The following is a 21118-nucleotide window of genomic DNA, read 5'->3' as shown; positions in this document are numbered from 1 at the left end:
GCCCCGGGCGCCAACCATGCAATGGCACGGCTCGGCTCGATCCTATTCTGTGTTCCAGCACAGGCGCTTGCCCGCGCTTCTGGCTTGTGAAACATCTGGTTCCGACCTTGGGGAGCCATCATGTCCTTTGAAAAACTCGATCAACTCGGCCGCCGTCTGGAAGCGCTTGAGCATGCCCTGTCCATTCTTGGCGCCGATGAAGCGACGCATATGGCGGTCGGCGGCGGCGAAAAACGCGCCGAAGCCATGGCAAATCTTGCCGGCATGTACCACGCCCAATCAACCGCTCCAGAGATCGCCGACTGGATCGAGGCCGCGCAGCCCCAAACCGAGGACCAGCAACTCGCCCTAGCCGAATTCAAGCGGCAATATCTCAACGCCACCTGCCTGCCCACCGAGTTCGTTGAGCGCAAGACTGCCGCGACCATGCGCTCCGAACAGCTCTGGCGCGAACTGCGCGCGGTGGGGGACTGGGACAGCTACCTGCCAGCCCTGGAAGGCGTCGTGGAACTGGTGCGCGAAGAAGCCCGGCTGCGTGCCGATGCCCTGAAGCTCGCCCCCTATGACGCCCTGATGGAACAATATGATCCGGGCAACCGCACCGCGACGCTCGATCCGGTCTTTGCTGACCTCAAGACCTTCCTCAAGGAGTTCGTGCCCGAAGCCATGGAAGTGCAGGAGCGGCGCCACCAGCGCCGCCCACGCAGGGACCTGAACGGCCCCTACCCCATCGAGCATCAGCGCGAACTTGGCCTCGCCGCCATGCGCGCGGTCGGCTTTGATTTCACCCATGGCTCGCTTGCCGTTTCGCACCACCCCTTCTGCGGCGGCGTACCCACCGATGTGCGCATGACCACCCGCTACCGCACGGACGATTTCCTGTCCTCGCTGATGGGCGTGCTGCACGAAACCGGCCACGCCCTTTACGAACAGGGCCTGCCAAAGGAATGGTCGCATTGGCCCCTCGGCAAGGCGCGCGGCATGGGCATCCACGAAAGCCAGTCGCTCTTTGTGGAGATGCAACTGGCCCGTAGTCCCGAGTTCTGGCATTTCATGCTGCCCCTGGTGCAACTGCATCTGGGGCGGAATGCGCTGCCCGGCTGGGACATCGAGGACGTGCTGAGCGAGGTCAACCATGTCGAGCGCGGCTATATCCGGGTCGACGCCGATGAGGTGACCTACCCCCTCCACGTCATCCTCCGCTACGAGTTGGAGCAGGTTCTTGTGGCGGGCAAACTCGAGGTCAGCCAGATCCCCGAGGCCTGGGACGCCAAGATGACCGAATATCTCGGCATCTCCACCATCAACGATCCCAAGGACGGCCCCATGCAGGATGTGCATTGGCCAGGCGGCGCCTTTGGCTATTTCCCCAGTTATACCTTGGGGGCCATGATCGCCGCCCAGCAATGGGCGGCTCTCGAAAAGGCCCAGCCCAATCTGCGTGACAGCGTGCGTAAGGGCGATTTCACCGGCATCAACCAGTGGCGCGCCGAACATATCTGGAGTCAGGGCTCGCGCTGGTCAACGCCCGACCTGATTACCCGCGCCACCGGCGAGCCCCTGAACCCGGCTTATTTCAAGGCCCATCTGCGCCGCCGCTACGGCGACTGATCGTCTTCCCCAAGAACAGAAACAACAAAGCCCGCATCGCTGCGGGCTTCTTGTTGTCTCTTGGCTCTTTGCTTACTCGTCGCGATAAACCTTTTCGCGCCGCTCATGCATTTCCTGGGCTTCCAGGCTCAGCGTCGCGATCGGGCGCGCGTCAAGTCGGGCGAGCCCGATCGGATCCCCGGTTTCCTCGCAATAGCCGTAAGTGCCGTCATCGATCCGCTTGAGCGCCGCATCGATCTTGGCGATCAGCTTGCGCTGCCGGTCCCGCGTCCGCAACTCCAGCGAGCGATCGCTTTCGGAAGAGGCACGGTCGGCCATGTCGGGATGGTTCTGGCTTTCCTCCTGGAGGTTCTCCAGGGTTTCGCGGCTTTCGCGAAGAATATCTTCCTTCCAGGCATTAAGCTTGGCTCGAAAGTAATCCCGTTGGCGTGGGTTCATGAACGGCTCATCGTCACTGGGCCGGTATGCGATTACGTCAACCCCCGAGTTCATCAGCAGACTCAACTCCAATGCGCCCTTTATTTGCGCCTCTATAGTGCAGCTATTTAAACCCTGCAAGATGGACACGGCGCAGTGATTGACTGGGGCAATGATTGTTGAACCGCCGCTTTCATCAATGCCGCAAGGGGTTTTACTGATCTCAGCTTGCGCTCAAGGGAAGCGGCCGAACTTCGCCAATTCCACCCGCACCCGAAGTTCGATGTCGTCCAGCACCCCGTCCAGCCCGGGCTCGGACCGGCCACGCTCTTCCGCGATCATGCTCATCAATTGGTCCAGCCGGTTGGCGCTCACTTGCCCGACGAGGAGATCGGCCTTGATCGCCTCCATCTGGTCCAGCATGGAAGCACCGCGCCGCACCGCCTTGCGTCGTCCCTGGGTCGGATCTTCCACCGCCTGCAACGCCAGCAACGCACTCAGGCTAGCCGTGGGCGCCGTGCCGGCAACTTGTCCGGCCTGCCGCGGCGCCTCTGTACCGGCCGGAACAAAAGCGGGTCCGCCCGCCGCACGCTGGGCCGAACCGCGCCCCGCCAGGCCGGCGGCGCGAGAATTGCTGTCGATGCGCATGGGCGGACTCAGCTGGGAAAGGAACACCTCGGCAAAATCTGCCCGCTTTGGTTAACGGCGGCTTAACGCGCCCGGCAAGAATTGCTCACCCCCATTCCGGCGAGAAAACAAGAGAGGCCCACCATGCTCAATAAGGCTGCAAGAACAGCGCACTAGCCCCTCGACCCGAGTTTGGCACGCTTCTGGCAATGCACTGGGCAGATCATCCCGCGGGAGCCCATCAGTGCACAGTTTCGTCCGAACCATCTTCGCATCGCTGCTGACGCCCATGCTCTTGCTCGCCCCCACGCTGCCCGCTGTCGCTGCCTCTGCCCGCATCAAGGATGTCGTCGACATCGAAGGCGTGCGTGAAAACCAGCTCGTGGGTTATGGCCTCGTGGTCGGCCTCAACGGCACCGGCGATAGCCTCAACAACGCGCCCTTCACCAAGCAATCGCTGCAATCCATGCTGGAGCGCCTCGGCGTCAACACGGCCGGCGAGAATGTGCGCACCGCCAATGTGGCCGCCGTCATGGTCACCGCCAATCTGCCCCCGTTTGCCACCCAGGGCTCGCGCATGGATGTCACCGTCTCGGCGCTGGGCGATGCCGACAGCCTCCAGGGCGGCACCCTCCTTGTTACTCCGCTGCTCGGCGCCGATGGCGAAGTCTATGCCATCGCCCAGGGCTCGGTTTCCATCAATGGCTTCAAGGCCGAGGGCGACGCCGCGACAATCATCTCGGGCGTGCCCACCACCGGCCGCATTTCCTCGGGCGCCCTCATCGAGCGCGAGATCGAGTTCGCCCTTGGGGCCCAGCACTCCCTGCGCCTTGCCTTGCGCAACCCCGATCTCACCACCTCGCGCCGCATTGCGCTGGCCATCAACGACTTCATCGGCGTGCCAACCGCCACGCCGGAAAATCCCGCCACTGTCCGCATTACCCTGCCCAAGGGCTTTAACGGCAACATCGTCGATCTCCTGACCGATATCGAGCAGTTGATGGTCCAGACCGATCAGACCGCCAAGATCGTCATCGACGAGAATTCCGGCATCATCGTCATGGGCAAGGATGTCCGCGTTTCGAGCGTCGCCGTCGCCCAATCCAATCTCACCGTCACCATTGCCGAAACCCCCGAAGTGGTTCAACCCGAGCCCTTCAGCAATGGCGTCACCGCGGTGGAGCCAAACACCGACCTTGATGTGATGCAGTCCGATACCGCGCTCGCCGTGGTCAACGAGTCCGTCACGCTGCAGGAGCTCGTCGATGGCCTCAATGCCCTGGGCATCGCCCCGCGCGATCTCATCGCCATTCTCCAGGCCATCAAGGCCACCGGCGCCCTCCAGGCCGAAATCGAGGTTCTGTGATGCTAGCCCACCAACTCCAGGCCAAGCCTGGCGCCAGCCTCACCCCTGCCCAGGTGGCCAAGGTGCGCAGCCAGGCCGAGGAATTCGAAGGCGTGTTCCTCAATACCCTCGTCAAGGAAATGTTTGCCACCCTCAAAGGCGACGGCGGCTTTGGCGAGGAAACCTGGCGCTCCGTGCAGTCCGAGCAGCTCGCCGCCAGCATGGCCGGCAATGGCGGACTTGGCATTGCCGACCAGATGCTGGGCGACCTGCTGGCCATGCAGGAAGCCGCCAATAACCAGATCAACCAACCCGTCCTTATGGGAGTTTCCACCCGATGACCGCTGCCGCCCGCCTCGCCGCCCGTGATGCCCTTTCCGCCCACGAGCTGTGCCGAAATGCCGAAGCGGCCCTGACGGCGCTGGTTGATGTGATGAACCAGGAAACCACGCTCCTGCGCGCCGGTCGCTTGCGCGACGCTGGAACCCTCACTGCTGACAAGGCCCGCCTGGCGCAGGATTATGTGGAATTTGCCCGCTCCATCCAGCGCGAAAACCTGCGCCTCAAAGCCGAAGCACCTGATGCCCTCGATCGGCTTCGCCTCGGCCACGAGCAACTTGCCACCCAAATGGCCGAAAACCTGCGCGTCCTCGCCACGGCCCGCACCGTCACCGAGGACCTCCTCTCCGACGTCGCCACGGTCGTGGGCAAGCAGAACCGCGCTCAAACCTACGGCCGTGCCGGCACCCTCGCCAACGACCCCACCCACGCCGCCCGCGGCATCGCAGTAAACCGGGCTCTGTGACGGTTCCACTGCTCCGGCAGAATTGCCCGTCGTGGTTAACCAAAGCTTTCGCTTCGAAAACAGCTAAACACCCGCAAAGGCCCGCAGCGCGGGCCTTTCGCGCCAACGCCGCATCAACTGCGCCACCCCAAGCAACGAAGCCTTAAGGCCCTCACTTAACTGTTCTTTATGCGCTGCTGCGCCAGGATCGACCGTGCCTCAGGAAGAGGCGCGTTAGTAATGCGTATCCTAGAAAAGGACTACCACTTTGGGTGATATCTCCCTCTCGAAAGCCGTTCGCTCGAACCTGCTTTCCCTCCAGAACACCTCGGCCATGATGAACAAGACCCAGGATCGCCTGGCGACTGGCAACAAGGTGAACTCGGCGCTTGACAACCCCACCAACTTCTTCACTGCCGCCTCGCTCAACAGCCGGGCCGGCGACCTGAACCAGCTGATGGACTCGATGGCCAACGGCATCCAGACCCTGGAAGCCGCTGATAATGGCCTGACTGCCATGACCAAAACCCTCGAATCCATGCAGTCGACCCTGCGTCAGGCCCGTCAGGACAAGTCGTTCCAGACCCAGAGCTTCAAGTTGGACAGTGCTTTTGGCACTGGCGACCAACTGACGTTCTCGGGTGGGGCCTTAAGTGCTGCTGTCAATGTTGACGTCAGCGCCATCACCAGCCCAGTTGGCACGAAGACCACTATGACGGGCGCAGCCTATACCACGCCAACCGCGGACCAGAATTTCACGGTGAACGGTACCTCTGTCACCCTGACTACGGCCGAAAACACCGCGGCTTTGGCTATTACCAAAATCAACTCCGCACTTGGCACCAGCCACGCGGTCGAAGCTTTCGACGATGGCGGCAAGGTCTCGCTCCGCAACAAGGAAGCTGGCACTTCCTCGATCACCATCGGCGGCACCACCCCTCCGGCGCTCGGCCTCGCCGCGGCTGTTCCAGGCACTGCTCCCAACAAGGGCGCAGTTGACAGCATCGTCAATGCAATCAACGACAAGTCCGAGCTGCAGGGCAAAATCCGCGCCTCCAATGACAACGGCACACTTCGGATCGAAAATCTCTCGACCCAGAAGCTCGACATTGCCGGTGCATCTGCTTCGGGCGGCGTCACCGGCAAAGCCGCCGCGAAATCCAGCGTAGCGGGAAACACTGTGCGCGCCGATTTGGCTAACCAGTTCAACGAGCTGCGCGATCAACTCGACAAGCTGGCTGATGACGCTTCCTTCAACGGCATCAACCTGTTGCGTGGCGACAAGTTGACCATCACCTTCAACGAAACCGGCACCTCCTCGATCGACGTCCAGACTCGAGGGGAAAAGCAGGTTAACTCGGCGAACTTGGGCGTGTCGACCACCCTGAACCAGAAGGACCTGGATAGCGACAGCAACATCGACGCAGAACTTGGCAAGCTCAAACTCGCCTTGAACAGCGTCCGTTCTCAGTCATCCGCTTTCGGTTCCAACCTGTCCATCGTTCAGAACCGCCAGGACTTCACCAAGGCAACGATCAACACGCTTCAGACCGGCGCCGCCAACTTGACCTTGGCTGATATGAACGAGGAAGCCGCTAATCTCTTGGCCCTCCAGACTCGTCAGTCGCTGTCCTCGAACTCGCTGTCTCTGGCTTCGCAGGCCGACCAGTCGATCCTCCAGCTGATCCGTTAATCGGCAGCTTAAACAAACCGGAGAAGGCGGGCCTCGGCCCGCCTTTTTTGTTGCCGGCCGACCAACCGTGCTGCCGAGTACACGAACTCGCCGCCCAGACATTGAATCCTCCCCACTCCCGATGTCACCCCGGCCTCGAGCCGGGGCCCATCTCGAGATTCTCCCAAAAGCCGCCAGATGGCGGTTCACCCCCAGATTTCCTCGCGCCTCGTAACCGGCTCGATGGGAGGCCCCACTTATCCCCCCGCCAAAAACCTCCGCTATACTCCTTCCCATTCCCCCGCAGGAGCGGCGCTGCAGCGACCAGAGGGCGGGTGGAACCACGGGACTTCGGGGAGATCGCCCCCGAAGTGGGTCCGAGCGGTGTTGGACAGTTATCTCCTGCCGATTTTGGGGATCGCAACACGGGCTGGTCCGGCAAATCCCGGCACCCCCGAGGCGGCACCGTCTCAATAAACTACCCTTCAGGGGCGGTAACCGCCTCGGGGTCCGCTCCCCCCAGCAACAACCGATGGGACCAACCCGGCGGTCGAACCCGCACGCCTGGTGAACAAACATGCTTACTGCCCCGCCAACAAGCATGGTTAACGCCCTTTTAGGAGTCGGCGCGCTATAGCTCAGTCAACCTCGAAGCGAGGACCTGCCGAGCGTCGGCGCGTAATGAAGGAAGCATCATGTCCGATATCTCTCTTTCGAAAGCCGTTCGGTCGAACCTGCTTTCGCTTCAGAACACCGCTACAATGATGGCCAAGACCCAGGACCGCCTTTCAAGCGGCAACAAGGTGAACTCGGCGCTCGACAATCCCACCAATTTCTTCACCGCCGCCTCGCTCAACAGCCGGGCCGGTGACCTGAATCAGCTCATGGACTCCATGGCCAACGGCATCCAGACCCTGGAAGCCGCCGACAACGGTCTGACTTCCATCACCAAGACCCTAGAGTCGATGCAGTCGACCTTGCGCCAAGCCCGTCAGGACAAGTCGTTCCAGACCCAGAGCTTCAAGCTCGACAGCGCCTTCGCCGCCGGCGACAAGCTCACCTTTTCGGGCGGCGCCGTAGGTGGCGATGTTGAAGTCGAGGTCGGTACTATCTCTAGCCCTGTGGGTACCAAGACTAATCTACCTGGCGGCACCTTCGCCGCCATTGCCCCGAACGGAGCAGACCAGACCTTCACCGTGAATGGGACCACGGTGACGCTGACCGATGACGAGGACTCCCTCGCAAGGGCCATCACCAAGATTAACACTGCGCTGGGGGCTGGTCACGCGGTTGAAGCCTATGAAGGCGCCGCCAACCAGATCTCGTTCCGCAACAAAAACGCTGGTCCCTCGACGATCACCGTTGCGGGTACCACCACGGCATTGGGCACACTTGGCACCGAGGTGCCAGGCACTGCACCGAACCGGGCGGCCATCGACAGCATCGTCAACGCGATCAATGATAAGGCTGAGCTTCAGGGCAAGATTCGTGCCTCCAATGACAATGGAACGCTGCGCATCGAGAACCTCTCGACTCAGAAGCTTGACATCAGTGGAGCTTCCACCTCGGGGGGCGTTACCGGCAAGGCCGCTGCCAAGTCCAGCGTGGGTGGCAACACGGTCCGCTCCGATCTCGCCAACCAATTCAATGAACTGCGCGACCAACTCGATAAGCTCAGCGACGATGCTTCCTTCAACGGCATCAACCTGCTGCGTGGTGACAACCTGAAGATCACCTTCAACGAGACGGGTACCTCCTCGATCGACATACACACTAAGAGCGGCAAGGCCCTCAATTCAGCCAATCTGAAGCTTACCGACATTGTCGCCCAACAGCTCGACAGCGACGGCGACATCGATGCGCTGCTCAACACCGTCAAACTCGCCCTTTCCGATGTTCGCTCGCAGTCCAGCACCTTCGGCCAGAATCTGTCCATCGTGCAGAACCGCCAGGACTTCACCAAGAACATGATCAACACGCTCGAGACGGGCGCGTCCAATCTGACCCTGGCCGACATGAACGAGGAAGCGGCTAACCTCCTGGCGCTCCAGACCCGGCAGTCCCTGTCCTCGTCGTCGCTGTCGCTCGCTTCGCAGGCTGACCAGTCGGTCCTGCAGCTGCTACAGTAAAGGGCCGACAGGCAACTTCAGATCGCCAAGGCGGGCCGCGGCCCGCCTTCGTTGTTTTTGCGCTCACCGCGGGCTAGAACAGCCCTTGCTCTGCCCTGATCGGAACCAGCACCATGGCGCTCAAAGTCGAACTGAAACCCGGCGAAAAGCTCCTCGTGGGCCAATGCATCATCACCAATTCCGACCAGCGCACCCGCCTCTTTATTGATGGCCACGTCCCGATCCTCCGGGAAAAGGACATTTTGACCGCTGAAACGGCCAACACCCCCGCCAAGCGCATCTATCTGGCGGTACAGCTCATGTATATCGCCGAGGATATTGAAACCCCGCGCGAGGCTTACTTTGCCTTGGTCGAAGAGTTCCTTGAAGCGGTTCCCTCGGCAGCCGAACTGATCGGCGAAATCAACAACGAGATATTAACTGGGGCTTTATATAAAGCTCTGAAGGCCGCTCAAAGGCTGATCGACTACGAACAGGACCTTCTTTCCCATGTATCAGCAAGGCGCCCGGGCCTACCAGCAGACGGCGAAAGTCGTTGAGAACCCACGCGAGCGTGAATCAGCACTCCTGATGAAGGCTGCAGCCAATCTGCAGCGCGTCAAGGATGAATGGCCGGCAAGCTTTGACGACCTCGCCCCCGCCCTGACCTTCAACCGCAAGCTCTGGACCATCTTCATGAGCTCGGTGACCCGGCCCGACAATCCGCTGCCCCAGGATGTGCGCCAGAACATCGCCAATCTTGGTCTCTACATTCTCAATGAGACCCGCGAGATGATGATGCAGCCCCAGCCGCAAAAGCTTGATGCCCTGGTGCGCCTCAACCGCCAGATCGCCGCCGGCCTGCGCGGCGCCTGAACCACCTGACGCTGCCCGTAAAAAGAACCCCCGCCTCGCAGCGGGGGTTTTATATTGAGGAGCCTAGCTAGACGAAGTTGACGAGGCTGAGCTGGCTCACCATGGAAGTCACCTGGTAGCTCGCCTGCAACCGCGTCTGCAGTGCGAGGATTTCCATGGCGACGTCTTCCTTGGAAACGGTTTCCACATCGCTCAGGATGTTCTCCAACTGGGCTTTGTAGTCCGTGTGGCGCTTGGAAGCATTGTTGGCCGCGTTGCGGGCAATCGCTAAATCCATGGTGATCCGCTCGACCGAGCCGGGCGATGAGTTGTGGCTTTCCGACAGCGCGCTCTGCTGACGATCCGCCATGCCGTCGAACAAACCGCGCGATTGCTGATACTGCGAGCCCACGACCCGTTCATATTCAGCCAGCGCTGCATCGCGCGCCGAGCCCGCCGGCAGCGCGTGCGCATCAACCCGCATTTGTTCGTTTTCGGGCTTGGCGCGGATATCGGCTTCCGACGAATACTTCGTTACGGCCAGCGCCGCCTGGGACTGCACCAGCTTGAGGATTCCGCCTTCCGTCGCCCGCAACCCATACTGGATCGTGGTGGAATCATCCACCTTAGCAGCAACGCCGGATCTGGCGTCTCCCTCCTTTTCACCCCGGTACCAGAACACCACTTCAGCAGGATCCGCGTCCACCAGCGTCGTAGCCGGCGGTCCGCCAGCTGGACGCTGGGGCACGCCGCTCTCGCTGAAAAAATCTGCCGCCGCTGCAAAGGTCGATGCTGCCTTGAGCGTCGAACCAGCCTCCGCGAGTGCACCGTGCAGCGCCGATCGAAAGTTTTGCGCCATCACATCGGGATCGGCATCAATGCTGAAGGCGCCTCGCCCTGGGTTATCCTCGGCGCTGGCAACCAGTGTAACCTGCGTTTCCGTACCGTCAGGCAGCGTCAGGCCGATGGTTACGCTCTGCCCCGGTGTGGGCTGGGCAGTGAAGCTGACGCTCACCTGCCCCGTTGCTCCGGGTTGAGTGACAGCAATAGCGGGAGCACCCGTTGTGGATGTCGTCGAGAGCTTAAAACCAAAGGGATGCGTACCGTCTTGCGCGACCACGACCTCCCCGCTGCCCGCGGCAACGGCGGGCAAGTCGAGGCGGCCAAGTCCGTCTCCAAGATCCGCACTATGGCGCTCGGCAAGCATCTGCTTGAAGCCCAGCCTGCCGCCTTCCCCCTCCAGCAGCACCTTTGCGTCAGGCAGTGGAGGAGTGTCCGTCACATTCCCGCCAAACAGATACCGGCCGGCAATGTCCTGGTTGAGCATGGTGACGATCTCGTCGAACCGCGCCGCTGCCTGGCCCGGAAGCGTGGCCATGCTGATATCGTTGGTGCCGTATTGCCCCTGGATTGCGGAATTTCGTGCCTCCCCTTCCATAGTGTCGAAGCGGGACATGGTCTTGTCGAGAAAGCTCAGGCGCAGGTTCACGGTCTGGATATTGGCGGCATAGCCTTCGATCTTGTCCAAACGGGAGCGCACGGACAAGGACATCGGCAAGTCGCGCCCCATTGCAGCGAGGCTGCCCGCCTTCATCCCTGTGCCAAGCTGGGTCTGCAGGTTCCCCATCTTGCTCTGCATCTTGGAGATTACCGAGAAGCCTGTCTGCACCGGATACATCGACTTGTTGACGATCATCTATTGTCTCCTTCAGGTCGATGCGAAGAGTTGGTCGAGCAGTTCCTTGACCACCGACACAACCCTAGCATTGGCGGCGTAGGCGTTCTGCAGCTCGAGCAAGCGCGACATCTCTTCGTCGACATTGACGCCATATTCGCCCTGCATCTGGTCCATCACGGTGTCGAGGGTGAGTTGCTTGTCGCTGCTGCGCGTCATGGTGGCGGCGATATTGCTGCCCTGAAAGCCGATAGTCTGGGCGATCAGCTCGCCCACATTGCCGTTCAGCGGGAAGCGACCATTGCTAGTCCCGGACACAAAATCCATGCTCCCAAGCTGCCCCAGGATATGATTGGCACGATCGGCGCTCCCGAGCGACTGGCCGGGCGTGCTTTGAACCAGCAGGCGGTTGTCTGCGAGCACTGCTGCATTAATCGAAATGCGGGCGGCAAAGCCCGCCTTCTGCGGGGGCGTGCCGTCGACGCTGTTGGTGAAAGACGCCCGCGCACCATCCGTGAACAAGGACAGACCCAATCCACCATTCTGAAGCTCAGTGGAGGTTGCCCTCTTGGTTACACTCGCAACTGTGGTGGACGGTCCAGTGGCACTGAATGTCATTTCATTGCCGGCGCCGCTTACTGTAATCGCGACGAGCGGACCTGGAGCAAAGCTGTCAAATTTCGCCTGCAGCTGCGCCGCGGCAGCAGCGCTTCCGGCCGCGAAGTCGATGCCGATGACGCGTGCACCGGAGGCGTCGCGGTAATCGACATCAGCCTTTGTCGTGTTGACGATCTTGATCGACTGCGAAGTGCTACCGGTCTCGAGTTTCAGCAGCAGGTCGTTGCCTGGCTGCAACCCGCTGACATCGATAACAAGGCCTCCCGCCGCCGCTGTCCCCGGCGTCTGCACCGTCGAAAATGCCTGGGCGAGCCCGGCCGCAATCTCGTCCAGCTGACTTTGCGCCTCCGGGAGGGTCTTGTCACGGAGCGTCAGCAAACCGCCAAGCTCTCCACCCCGGATTCCGCCCGACCGTTGCACGTCGATTTCCAATCCCGACGCGGTCACGAGGGTCAACTTGCCCACGCCAGACAACGCGGAGTCGCTGTTGAACTCCGAGGAAGCCGTGAGCCTTCCGGGTGTATCGAACCTGAAGCTTGCGGCCCGGCCATCAACCAACCCCACCCCGGAGCCGGTCATCAGGGCAACAGTCCCGTCGGCCTTGTAATCCGCCTTCACGTCGATGAGTTCAGCCACCGAGGAAACCAGGCGATCGCGCTGGTCCAGCAACGAAGCCCGGGCCGCATCATCGCCGCCGCGATCGAGCAAGCGGGTATTGACCTCGTGCAGGGAAGCCAACTTGCCGTTAAGGTTCTGAACATTGGACCCGATCTGGACTTCTGTCTGAGAACGCATCGTCTGGACATCGCCGGAAAGCCGGTTCAGTGCTTCAGCCATGGCCTGGGCCTGGCTAAGCGCCTGCGCCCGCACCGTATAGTCGTCGGGGCTGGTGGCGAGACTCTGCATGGCGTTCTGCAGCTGGCCGTAAAGCGTATCGAGCGAACCCGCGCTACCCGGCTTGCCGAAAAAGCCCCCCAGCCGCTCCAGATAGCTTGCCTGAACCCCGGCGTTCGCGGTGTCAGAGACCTGGCGGGTGTAATAGGTCTGCAGACTGGTGTTGAACGCCCGGGTAGTCCCGAGCGTGCGCGCATAACTGCTGTTCTCGTTGTTGTAGTCGCCAACGGAGAGCGACTGCCGGTGATAGCCTGGCGTACCCTGGTTGGCCACATTGCGGCTCAGAATGGCCAGGGAATCCTGGTTCACCCGCAGTCCGGAAACCGCGTTGTTCAAGGAGGTGGTCAGACCCATGGCGCATGCTCCTGTTCAAACAGGCGAGGTCGAATCCTCGCCGCCCCGATCCTCGGCTATCGAATCATGTTCAAGGCTTCTTGCAGCATCTCGTCAGCGGTGCTGACGATGCGCGTACCGGCGGCATAGGCCTGCTGGGTCACGATCAGCTTGGTGAACTCGTCCGAGATATCGGTGTTGGACGCCTCGAGGGCCCCGCCGATGATGCCGCCGCCGGAAAGATCGAGAATGGCCTCGCCCGATTCAGAAGTGGTGGCATAAACCCCGCCATCCAGGCGCTTGAGCTTGTTGATGGCGTTGAACTCCGCCGTCACCACCTGCGCCACGTCGATGCGCTTGCCGTTCGAGTACGTGGCAACGACCCGGCCGCTGTCGCTGATCGCCACCGACACGAACTCACCCGCGGCATAGCCATCCTGGCTAAGCGTCGACACGTCAGCAGTGCCATTTACGTCATCGAACTGGGTCAAACCGCCCTTGCCGAACTGCAGCTTCACGTCACCGATGGCGGTGCCATTGACGTTGACGCCGGGGATGGTTATTTCCGATCCGGTCGGCTCCGTCATAGTTCCATCGGGACCGAAGCCAAACTCGCCGGCTTCCGTCCAGACGTTTTCAGTGCCGTCGTTACCATAGTAAAACAGCGTCCACTTGTCCTCAGCGACAGGAGGCGCGGCGGCGGGATCGGCATGCGCCGTTTTCGCCCAACGCAACTGAACATCGGCAGGCGCGCCGTTCTTGGCATATAGCGTCACAGAACCACCCTCAATTGACTGGGCGAGGAACTGCTCCGGAGTCCGGGGAGCAGGCTGCAACAGTGAGGTGGCGGGATCAGTCCCATCATAAGCCGCCGGGCGCGGCATCTGCGGCAGATTGGCCTCGTAATTGATTACACTGGACTGCCGCGCACCAAGGAAGCCATTGGAGATCTGGATAGGAGCCGGCACGGAGCCCGAGACGTTCCCCGTCGCCCGATCAACCGGCAGACCCTTGAGATAATAGCCCGCGCCATTGACGAGACGCCCATCCTTGTCAAGTTCGAAGTCGCCCCGTCGGGTATAGAAATTGGTCCCCGAGAACACGGCATTGCCGTCGGACTGCCCAACCTTGGGCTCGACAACGAAAAAGCCATTGCTGTTCAGTGCCACGAAGGTCTCACTCGAAACCGTCTTGATATCGCCGCGAACCTCGTTGGTGCCGCGCGACTGCGCCAGTACCGCACCCGGAACCTGCCGTTTGGTGGGAGCATCCGGGATCAGATCCACGAAATCGGTCTCGATGCGCTTATACGCCGTGGTCTGCGAGTTCGCGATATTGCCCGAGATATTCTCCAGCGCGTGCGCTTGTGCCCGCAGCCCGGTGACCGCGCTGGAAAGAGCCCCGTAAATTCCCATTCTAAACTCCAACACACCTTGCGCCCGCGCGCTTCAACCTTGGTAATGCAAGCAGAGTGCCAAAACACAGAAGCTTGGAAAGCAAGGAGATTTGCTCAAGATGCGCGGCTTTCGGGCGCCAGGCCCGGCATGATCAACCCACGACCCGGCAGGAATTGCCGCGTGCTTGTGGAGCGGGCGCCGTTGCAGTAAACGCGGGCAACCACCACCATCGCCCCAATTCTTTCGGACTGCCGGTACCCATGCTGTTCAAATCCGCCGACGATTTTATCCGGGCACCGCGCCGTGCGGTCACCGTGTTTGGCATGGCAGGGGTCGGCAAGACCCGGCTGGCCTCGATGCTGCGCGCCTCGAACTGGTTTCATTATTCAGCCGATTACCGCATCGGCACCCGCTATATGGGTGAGGCCATCGTCGACAATTTCAAGCGCGAAGCCATGAAGGTGCCGTTCCTCGCCGAACTGCTGCGCTCTGACTCGATCTATATCTCGTCCAACATCACCTTCGACAATCTCGATCCGCTCTCGACCTATCTGGGCACGCCCGGCAATCCCGAGGCGGGCGGGCTGCCGCTGCACGAATACCAGCGTCGGCAGGAGCAGCATCGCGTGGCCGAGATTGCTGCGCTCCTCGATGTGCCCCATTTCATCGAGCGCGCGCATGCCCTTTATGGCTACAACGACTTCATCGCCGATACAGGCGGCTCGCTGATCGAGGTGATCGATCCCGCCGACCCGGCCGATCCGGTGGTCAACACCCTGGCCGCGAGCACCGCGCTGCTCTATATCAGAGGCACCGACAAGGACGCAGCCGAACTGGTGCGTCGCTTCAAGCAGAACCCCAAGCCGATGTATTACCGTCCGCACTTTCTGGTTGAGAAATGGGCCGAGTACAAAGCCTTGAACGGCATCACCGAGGATCGTGACGTGGACCCCGCCGGCTTTGGCGCCTGGGGCTTTGAGGCCCTGTTGCATGACCGGCTGCCGCGTTACCGGCAGCTGGCCGACAATCACGGCTATGTCGTTGAGGCGTCTGACCTCGCCATGGTGCGCGACGGCCAGGGGTTTGTGGATCTGATGGCCGCGGCGATCGAGCAGCGAATGCGCTAGCGCGCCTCCCCCGGGAGACGCGCATTGCCGACATCGCCATGATCTCCTGCCCCTACGAGGCTCGCTATGCCTATTCGCATTCCCGACAATCTACCCGCCCGCAAGACGCTCGAAGACGAGGGCGTCAACGTCATGGATTCCTCACGCGCCGCGCGCCAGGATATCCGACCGCTCGAAATCGGCCTCCTCAACCTGATGCCCAACAAGGAGCGCACCGAGACCCAGTTCACCCGGCTGATCGGCTCGACCCCGCTCCAAGTCAACCTGTCGCTGGTGCGGATCACCGATCACCGCTCCAAGAACACCTCCGAAGAATATCTCAATAGCTTCTACCAGACCTGGGAAGAGGTGCGCGAACGCAAGTTCGACGGCTTCATCGTCACGGGGGCGCCGATCGCCAATATCCCGTTCGAAGAGGTGCGTTATTGGCGTGAGATGGTCGAGATCATGAACTGGACGCAGACCAACGTCCACCACACCATGTTCATCTGCTGGGGCGCGCAGGCGGCGCTGCACCATTTCCATGGCGCCCGGCGCTATCGCATGGACAGCAAGGCATTCGGCGTGTTCCGGCACCGGGTGGTCAACCCGCGCTCGCCGTTCCTGCGCGGCTTCTCCGATAGTCCGATGATCCCGGTGTCGCGCTACAATGACATCGATCGCACCACCCTTGGCAGCAATCTCGAGATCCTGATCGACAATCGCGAGATCGGGGTCAGCATGCTGGGCGACCGGCAGCACCGCGCGGTCTATTTCCTCAATCATCTGGAATACGACAACCGCTCGCTGGCCGACGAGTTCGAGCGCGACCGCAAGGCCGGCCTCGACACCCCGCCTCCGGCCAACTTGTTCCCTAACGGCGACACATCTGCCGAACCCGAAAACCGTTGGCGCAGTCACGCCCATCTGTTGTTCCAGAACTGGATCAACGAGATCTACCAGACTACCCCATATGATCTCAGCAACATCGGCACGCCGGAGGACTAAATAAGTGCGGGGAAGGCTAAGGCGCCTTCCCCGCACTTAGCCTATACGGCGATCTTGCCGCCACCCTGCTTGGTGATCACCACCACAGATGGGCGCACGGGCATGGCGTCGTCAAAGTCCGGCCAGCGCGTGGACAGATCCTCGTAGTACGAGACGCGGCCAAAGCCCTCCCAGTCCTCACCACCATCTGCGGGGTGCTGTACGGCGACAAAGGCGGTTTCGTCATCCGGGGTGAACAATGGCCCGCACATCTCGGCGCCTACCGGGACGCGGAAGAACAGCTTGGAGGTCGCCCGTGCATCGCCTTCGGTGTCTACGGCCCACAAGCCGTCGGTGCGACCGGTGTCCGACGGATTATTGCCGTCGGTGGAAACCCAGAGGCGCCCCGCAGCATCGACCGCACAGTTGTCGGGCATGCCAAACCAGCCATTTGCCGTGGTCGCAGTCGAGAATGTAGCGCCAACTTCGGCGACTGAGGGGTCGCCGCACTTGAGCATGACATCCCAGGTCCCGGTAGTCGCCGCAAAGTCGCCGTCTGTCTCGCCAATCTCGATGATGTGGCCGAAAGCGTTCTTGGCTCGCGGATTGGCGGCGTCTTCCTGTCCAGCCTCACGCCTCGTGTTGTTGGTCAACATCACGTACACTTTGCCATTGATGCCATTGGGCTGAATGTCCTCAGGACGATCCATCTTGGTAGCCCCGAGCAGATCGGCAGCAAGCCGCGTTGCGATCACCACATCCGCTTGGCTGGCAAAGCCATTCTCGGGCGTGAGGGGGCCTTCGCCCTGCACGAGCGGCATCCAGACCAGAGTGCCATCTTCAGCGAACTTGGCGACATAAAGCGTGCCCTCGTTGAGCAGGTCCATATTTGCCGTTCGGTCATCCGGATTGAATTTTCCAGCGGTTACGAACTTGTAAACATAGTCGAAGCGCTCGTCGTCGCCGAGGTAAAACACTACCCGGCCATCCCTGGCTATGATGGACTCTGCACCCTCGTGCTTGAAGCGGCCCAGCGCGGTACGCTTCTTGGGAATGGAGCTGGGATCCATGACGTCGACTTCAACAACATAGCCAAAGCGATTGGGCTCGTTGGGCTCCTTGGACAGATCGAACCGGTCATAATAGTTGGCCCACTCATAAGAGCCTTCGGGGATGCCGAGGCGCTTGTAGTTCGCCGCTTCCGCGTGGTCGGGAGCGAGTTCTCCGGCAAAGTAGCCGTGGATGTTCTCCTCGGCCATGATGTAGGTGCCCCAGGGGGTTACGCCGCCGGCACAGTTGTTGATGGTGCCAAAGACTTTAGTGCCTGTGGGGTCCGCATTGGTCTTGAGGCGATCGTGGCCAGCGGCGGGACCAGTGACTTCCATTTCCGTGTTGACGGTGATGCGACGATTGAGTGCTCCGTCCTTAACCACGGCCCACTTGCCATCCGTTTTGCGGATTTCCACCACTGTGCCGCCATGCGCCATCAGCTCGATGTCGACCTGATCCTTGGTGAGCGGCTTGGTCGTGATCTCGCCCTCCACGATTTCCACGATGCCGGGAAACATCAGTGCGGGTTGGTGTACTCGTGATTGACCACAAGCAAACCGTGCTCGGATGAGTCGTCGAATGGGATATAACCGACATAGTCGTTGTTGTAGCCGAATTGGCGGCTCTGAGCGTCCGCCGTCTGGGCGGCGGGATTGAACTCGGGCGCGTCCGCGAACAAGGCGTCGCCCCAGCGCAGCAGAATATCGGCGTCGTAGCCCTCGGCTACGTGGTGTGTCTCGTCGATACCAGCTTCAACCTCGGTGAAGTTGAATGCTGACCCTCCCGCGGCCTTCGCCTTCCCCGCCGTCATCAAGGCAAGGGGGCTGATGGTTGCGGCAATAGCGGACACCGCCAGCGAGCCCTGCAGGAAGCCACGACGCGAGAAACGGGCGCTGATCAACTCCCCCATAGTGGGGTTGGTTGTCGGGTTGCGTGGCGCTGTGTCGACGGCCTCAAGCTGCGAAGTTCGGAAAGGGGATTGATCGTTCATGGATGAGCTCCTCAACAAGCCTGGAACGCGGATAGATTTGAACCATTCCAAGCTGTAAGCAGCCATCCTGAAAGTTGCGCGACGGCCGAACGACAGTTCGGTGACAGCTGCGGCTCGCCAGGTGATCTGCCCAGCGGCTTGAACGGGCCGCACAACACCCTATGTTCGCAGCCGAACCGGAGAAAAGCCGCGTGGCAGGATCGCCCACTACCCTTGTCGACGAACTGGGCATCGCTCTCGCCAATCTGGCCGATTCCGCGACGGGGGCCTTCACTCCAACGCTGCGGCTGGGGGTGACGGGCCTCAGCCGCGCCGGCAAGACTATCTTCATCACCGCCCTCGTGCATAACCTCCTCACCGGCGGGCGCCTTCCCGGTTTTGCGGTCATGGCCGAGGGGCGCTTCATCGGTGCTCGGCTGGCCGAATATCCTGAAGCCACCATCCCGCGCTTTGCCTATGAGCAGCATCTGGAAGCCCTCACCAGCCGCGAACCTTTCTGGCCCGAAGGGACCCGGCGTATTTCGCAACTGCGGCTAGTGCTGAAATACCAGTCGGCCGGCTGGCTGTCGGGAATGCGAGGCGCGCGCACGCTCAACCTCGACATTGTCGATTACCCCGGCGAGTGGCTGCTGGACCTGCCGCTGCTGGCGCTCAGCTTTGAGGACTGGAGCCGGGAGGCGCTCGAACGGGCGCAGCGCCCCGTGTCGCTCCGCCAGGCCAGCCCGTTCCTTGAACTGCTGGCCGCAACGGATCCCATGGCACCGGCTAACGACCTGGAGGCTGAACGGCTGGCCGCCGCCTTCACTGAGTATCTGCGCCGCAGCCGCGAGGACGATGCGCTATCGACCTTGCCGCCCGGCCGGTTCCTGCTGCCGGGCGATCTTGAGGGCTCGCCCGCCCTGACCTTTGCGCCGCTACCGCTGACTGCTGGAGCGCGCAGCTCGAGCCTGTACGCCATGCTGTCGGGCCGCTATGAGGCCTATAAGGACCAGGTGGTACGCCCGTTCTTTCGCGAGCACTTTGCCCGATTGGATCGCCAGATAGTCCTCGTTGATACCTTGCGCGCCCTTAATGCGGGACCCGCTGCCGTTGCCGATCTCGAAACGGCACTGACTGCCGTGCTGTCCTGCTTCCGGCAGGGCGAAACCAACCCGCTCCTGCGCCCCTTTACCCGCAAGATCGATCGCATCCTGTTTGCGGCCACCAAGGCCGATCACGTGCATCACACCAGCCACGACCGGCTCGAGGCCATCCTCAACCGCCTGGTTGCCGATGCCAGCAAGCGGGCGCGCTTTGCCGGAGCGCAAGCGCGCTCCATTGCCCTCGCAGCCATTCGGGCCACCCGCGAAGGCACGATCACCGAAGGCGGTGAAACCCTGCCCACCATCATCGGCACCCCCATGGCCGGCGAGGAGCTCGATGGCACCCGCTACGACGGCAACACTGAGATCGCGCTGTTTCCCGGCGATCTGCCGGCCCGTCCTGACTCCCTCTTTGCCGATGGCGTGCCGGTGTCGCTGAACTTTCTGCGCTTCACCCCGCCGCGCAACCTCGAGCACAATTCGAGCGGCGACGTGGTGCTCCCCCATATCCGGTTTGACCGGGCTCTCGACTTCCTGCTGGGAGACCGTCTGGCATGAAACGCCCCGTCGCCTATCCCACCAATCAACCCAGTGAGACGCCCGAACTCAGCCGCGCGCCGCGCGCCTTTGCTCCGGCCGACGTTGTCGTCGCCGAGCCCCAGTTCGATCCGAGCCTTGAGGAAGACCTTGTTGCCCCACCGATCAAGAAGATGGGTTTTTGGGGCAAGCTCGCCTGGGGCGCCGGCAGCATCCTGGTGTCAGCGGGGCTGGGCCTGGCCGCAGACCGGTTGATCCGTGATCTCTTCGCCAGCAATCTCTGGCTGGGTTATGCGGGTCTGGTAGTCCTCGCAATTTTTGTTGTGGCCGTCATCGCCCTGGCGGCGCGGGAAGTCTTCGCGCTTCGGCGCCTGCGCGTTCTCGATGCCCTCCGGCATGACGCCGACAGCGCCTTTACCAGCAATGATGCCGATGAGGCCAAGCGCACATTGCAGCGGCTCGAAGCCGTCTATGCCGATCGCGCCGATCTCGCCCGCTCCCGCCAAACGGTGGCGGAAAACCTGCCGCATCTGTTTGATGGCCACGAGATGATCGCGCTTGGCGAGCGCAGCTTGATGGCGCCGCTCGATGCGCGCGCCAAGGCGCTCACCGCCGCTTCCGCCCGACGGGTCGCGCTGGTTACCGCCGTGTCGCCCCGCGCGCTGGTGGATGTCGCCTTCGTTGTCTACGAGAGCTTCCGGCTGGCAGGGGCGATCGCCCGGCTCTATGGCGCCCGCCCGGGCTTCTTTGGCTCCTGGCGCCTGCTGGGCGCCGTTCTCACCCATCTGGCAGTGACGGGTGGCCTGGTGCTGACCGACGGGCTAGTTGAGCAGCTGATCGGCCAGGGGCTGGCTGCCAAGCTCTCCGCCCGGCTGGGTGAGGGCGTTGTGAATGGCTTGATGACGGTTCGCGTCGGCATTGCAGCCATCCGCGTCGTCCGCCCCCTGCCCTTCAAGACCCAAGCTCAGCCCATGGTGCGCGACTTCATCCCCGAGCTTACCAAGCTGGCCGGGGACGCCGCCAAATAGC

Annotated in this window: 17 protein-coding genes and 1 pseudogene; 12 read left to right on the top strand and 6 right to left on the bottom strand. The window is 61.7% G+C overall.

Going from position 1 to position 21118, the window contains the following annotated elements:
* The first annotated feature begins 120 nt into the window (after positions 1–120).
* The gene (locus tag AC3YOG_RS17385) at positions 121–1611 is read left to right on the top strand and encodes a carboxypeptidase M32 (RefSeq protein WP_489935996.1); all 1491 of its coding nucleotides are present in this window, start codon (positions 121–123) and stop codon (positions 1609–1611) included.
* Positions 1612–1683: 72 nt separating this feature from the next.
* Here the strand turns inward: AC3YOG_RS17385 and dksA are convergent, their stop codons facing one another.
* Together dksA and AC3YOG_RS17375 are read right to left on the bottom strand one after the other, a co-directional pair.
* Complete coding sequence (gene dksA / locus AC3YOG_RS17380; RefSeq protein WP_127753467.1) at positions 1684–2103, bottom strand: RNA polymerase-binding protein DksA; 420 nt, start codon at positions 2101–2103, stop codon at positions 1684–1686.
* Positions 2104–2262: 159 nt separating this feature from the next.
* A complete protein-coding gene (locus tag AC3YOG_RS17375; protein WP_489935995.1) occupies positions 2263–2676 on the bottom strand; it encodes a flagellar assembly protein FliX in 414 nt (137 codons plus the stop codon).
* A 268-nt stretch (positions 2677–2944) separates the two neighbouring features.
* Between AC3YOG_RS17375 and AC3YOG_RS17370 the strand changes: the two genes are divergently transcribed.
* From AC3YOG_RS17370 to flaF, 7 genes are all read left to right on the top strand, one after another.
* Complete coding sequence (locus AC3YOG_RS17370) at positions 2945–4021, top strand: flagellar basal body P-ring protein FlgI (protein ID WP_127755253.1); 1077 nt, start codon at positions 2945–2947, stop codon at positions 4019–4021.
* Positions 4021–4341, top strand: coding sequence for a rod-binding protein (locus tag AC3YOG_RS17365; RefSeq protein WP_489935994.1), 321 nt, complete (start codon positions 4021–4023; stop codon positions 4339–4341). The genes AC3YOG_RS17370 and AC3YOG_RS17365 overlap by 1 nt, the downstream gene beginning before the upstream one ends.
* Entirely contained in the window at positions 4338–4805 is a 468-nt protein-coding gene (locus AC3YOG_RS17360; protein ID WP_489935993.1) for a flagellar protein FlgN, read from the top strand. Before AC3YOG_RS17365 ends, AC3YOG_RS17360 begins: the two co-directional genes overlap by 4 nt.
* 247 nt (positions 4806–5052) lie before the next feature.
* A complete protein-coding gene (locus tag AC3YOG_RS17355; RefSeq protein WP_489935992.1) occupies positions 5053–6477 on the top strand; it encodes a flagellin N-terminal helical domain-containing protein in 1425 nt (474 codons plus the stop codon).
* A gap of 674 nt (positions 6478–7151) precedes the next feature.
* Positions 7152–8585, top strand: coding sequence for a flagellin N-terminal helical domain-containing protein (locus AC3YOG_RS17350; RefSeq protein WP_489935991.1), 1434 nt, complete (start codon positions 7152–7154; stop codon positions 8583–8585).
* 113 nt (positions 8586–8698) lie between these two features.
* On the top strand, positions 8699–9124 hold the full coding sequence (gene flbT, locus AC3YOG_RS17345; protein WP_489935990.1) for a flagellar biosynthesis repressor FlbT: 426 nt from the start codon (positions 8699–8701) through the stop codon (positions 9122–9124).
* On the top strand, positions 9075–9440 hold the full coding sequence (flaF, locus tag AC3YOG_RS17340; protein WP_127753474.1) for a flagellar biosynthesis regulator FlaF: 366 nt from the start codon (positions 9075–9077) through the stop codon (positions 9438–9440). Before flbT ends, flaF begins: the two co-directional genes overlap by 50 nt.
* Positions 9441–9507: 67 nt before the next feature.
* Here the strand turns inward: flaF and AC3YOG_RS17335 are convergent, their stop codons facing one another.
* The 3 genes from AC3YOG_RS17335 to AC3YOG_RS17325 are packed head-to-tail and all read right to left on the bottom strand — an operon-like array spanning position 9508 to position 14354.
* Positions 9508–11115, bottom strand: a complete 1608-nt coding sequence (locus AC3YOG_RS17335; protein WP_489935989.1) for a flagellin — start codon at positions 11113–11115, stop codon at positions 9508–9510.
* A gap of 12 nt (positions 11116–11127) precedes the next feature.
* A complete protein-coding gene (gene flgK / locus AC3YOG_RS17330; protein WP_489935988.1) occupies positions 11128–12960 on the bottom strand; it encodes a flagellar hook-associated protein FlgK in 1833 nt (610 codons plus the stop codon).
* A gap of 56 nt (positions 12961–13016) precedes the next feature.
* Positions 13017–14354, bottom strand: a complete 1338-nt coding sequence (locus tag AC3YOG_RS17325) for a flagellar hook protein FlgE (protein WP_489935987.1) — start codon at positions 14352–14354, stop codon at positions 13017–13019.
* 242 nt (positions 14355–14596) lie between these two features.
* Between AC3YOG_RS17325 and AC3YOG_RS17320 the strand changes: the two genes are divergently transcribed.
* Both AC3YOG_RS17320 and AC3YOG_RS17315 read left to right on the top strand, forming a co-directional pair.
* The gene (locus AC3YOG_RS17320) at positions 14597–15463 is read left to right on the top strand and encodes an ATPase (RefSeq protein ID WP_489935986.1); all 867 of its coding nucleotides are present in this window, start codon (positions 14597–14599) and stop codon (positions 15461–15463) included.
* A 66-nt stretch (positions 15464–15529) separates the two neighbouring features.
* Positions 15530–16450, top strand: a complete 921-nt coding sequence (locus tag AC3YOG_RS17315) for a homoserine O-succinyltransferase (RefSeq protein ID WP_172123596.1) — start codon at positions 15530–15532, stop codon at positions 16448–16450.
* 41 nt (positions 16451–16491) lie between these two features.
* Here AC3YOG_RS17315 and AC3YOG_RS17310 read toward each other — a convergent pair.
* Positions 16492–18470: pseudogene (locus AC3YOG_RS17310) on the bottom strand (PhoX family protein).
* 191 nt (positions 18471–18661) lie between these two features.
* Here AC3YOG_RS17310 and AC3YOG_RS17305 point away from each other — a divergent pair.
* Both AC3YOG_RS17305 and AC3YOG_RS17300 read left to right on the top strand, forming a co-directional pair.
* Positions 18662–20110: a YcjX family GTP-binding protein gene (locus tag AC3YOG_RS17305; protein ID WP_489935985.1), complete on the top strand. Its 1449-nt coding sequence runs from the start codon at positions 18662–18664 to the stop codon at positions 20108–20110.
* A complete protein-coding gene (locus AC3YOG_RS17300) occupies positions 20107–21117 on the top strand; it encodes a YcjF family protein (RefSeq protein ID WP_489935984.1) in 1011 nt (336 codons plus the stop codon). Before AC3YOG_RS17305 ends, AC3YOG_RS17300 begins: the two co-directional genes overlap by 4 nt.
* Position 21118: the final 1 nt, after the last annotated feature.

This window comes from Devosia sp. Z6_126, from assembly GCF_058133495.1.
This window is presented reverse-complemented; position numbering and strand designations above follow the sequence as displayed.